This window comes from Mesotoga sp. HF07.pep.5.2.highcov (genome assembly GCF_003666285.1).
Taxonomy (GTDB): Bacteria; Thermotogota; Thermotogae; order Petrotogales; family Kosmotogaceae; genus Mesotoga; species Mesotoga prima.
In genome coordinates, this window is sequence record NZ_JFHJ01000150.1 from 1 (window position 1) to 1,791 (window position 1,791).

Genomic DNA, 1,791 nt, shown 5'->3' on the forward strand with positions numbered 1-1,791 from the left:
AAGGCGAACTCTTTGCTGATCGTCGGAGATAACTGTGGCGAAGCCGTTTTAGACAAGCTCCTTCTGGATATTGCGAAAGTGCCCAATAGCTACTTTTCTGTCAGAACAAAACCTGCGCTGAACGATATTACTATGAAAGAGGCGCTTGAAATAAGAATGGATGAGGTTGCGACACTAATGGATTCCGGGGCGGACGCGCCTGGCGCTCAGGAAAAGACAATGAAGAGAGCGTTTTCCGAGGTCTATTTTAGCGCCGATGTAGTAATCTCTAAAGGACAGGGCAACCTTGAGGGTTTGAGTTCCGTGAAACGTGAGATTTTCTTCTTGCTTATGGCAAAATGCGAGGTAATTGGAGGCTTCCTCGGAGTTCCAAAGGGTTCGTTCGTTGCCTACAAAAAGGCAGAATCGAGGGGATAGAATGGAGCTTTTCAAAGATTTTCCGGTCCTAGTTGTCGATGACGATCTTCGTTCAGAAAATACTGGTGGAAGAGCTACAAGAGAGATAATCAAAGAGCTTCAGAAACGAGGTTTTTCCGTAATTGAATCCTATTCAGGCTACGATTGCAGAATAGAGTTCATGTCACACTCAAATGTAAGCTGTGTCTTGCTTGATTGGGACCTAGTCATAAAACCCGATGCGGAATTTCTAGGCCCCGGAGAGATAATAGAGATAATCCGGGGTAGAAATATGCTTATTCCCATCTTTCTTATGACCGAAAAACTTCGAGTCAAGGAAATTCCGCTCGAAATTGTAAGCCAAATCGACGGCTATGTCTGGAAACTCGAAGACAGCCCCTCTTTCATTGCAGGCAGAATTGAAGAAGCAACTGAACGCTACATGGACGAGCTTCTTCCGCCATTCTTGAAGGAATTAATTAGATACGTAGATGAATTCAAGTATTCTTGGCACACTCCCGGCCACAGTGGTGGAGAGGCTTTTCTGAAGTCTTCTACCGGGAAGATCTTTCATAAGTTCTTCGGAGAAAACATATTCAGAAGTGACTTATCCGTATCAGTTCCCGAGCTTGGATCGCTCCTTGAACATACCGAGGCGATAGGGGAGTCCGAGAAATCCGCCGCAAAAATCTTTGGTTCCGACGAGACCTACTTCGTAACGAACGGCACATCGACATCAAACAAGATAGTTTTCCATTACTGCGTTACACCCGGAGATATCGTTCTCATTGACAGAAACTGTCACAAGTCGATTATGCATTCAATTATCATGACCGGTGCGATTCCCATCTATCTCACGCCGAGCAGAAACTCACTGGGAATAATCGGACCGATACATGAGGAGAATTTCGAGTGGAGCGAAATAGAAAAGGCAATCAAGGAAAGCCCCCTTGTAGAAGACAAAGAGAATTACAGAATAAAACTGGCAGTCATTACAAATTCCACGTACGATGGTCTCTGCTACAACGCAAGAACGATCCTCGACAGGCTTGAGAAAGTGGTCGATTTCGTTCTTTTTGACGAGGCCTGGTACGCCTACGCAAAATTCCACCCCATGTATCTTGGCCGATTCGGAATGTCTTCCGATATCGACAGGGAGAGATCCCCGGTAGTCTTTTCAACACACTCCACCCACAAGCTCCTGGCAGCCTTCTCTCAAGGCTCCATGATTCACGTGAAGGACGGGAGAAAGAGGGTTGATCACGGGAGATTTAACGAAGCCTATATGATGCATATGTCGACTTCCCCCCAGTACGCGATTATTGCATCGCTCGACGTCGCTGCAAAAATGATGGCCGGGAATGCTGGAAGATTCCTTATAGATGAAACGATTCA

Annotated in this window: 2 protein-coding genes; both read left to right on the forward strand. The window is 46.0% G+C overall.

All coding sequences use genetic code 11. From position 1 onward, the window contains the following. Nucleotides 1–417 (forward strand): ARMT1-like domain-containing protein (locus BG32_RS02925; RefSeq protein WP_121526345.1); only part of this gene is annotated, 417 nt, incomplete at its 5' end. Between the two features lies 1 nt (nucleotide 418). Next, nucleotides 419–1,791, forward strand: a 1,373-nt coding sequence (locus tag BG32_RS02930) for an Orn/Lys/Arg decarboxylase N-terminal domain-containing protein (RefSeq protein ID WP_310793864.1), incomplete at its 3' end; no start/stop codon positions are given.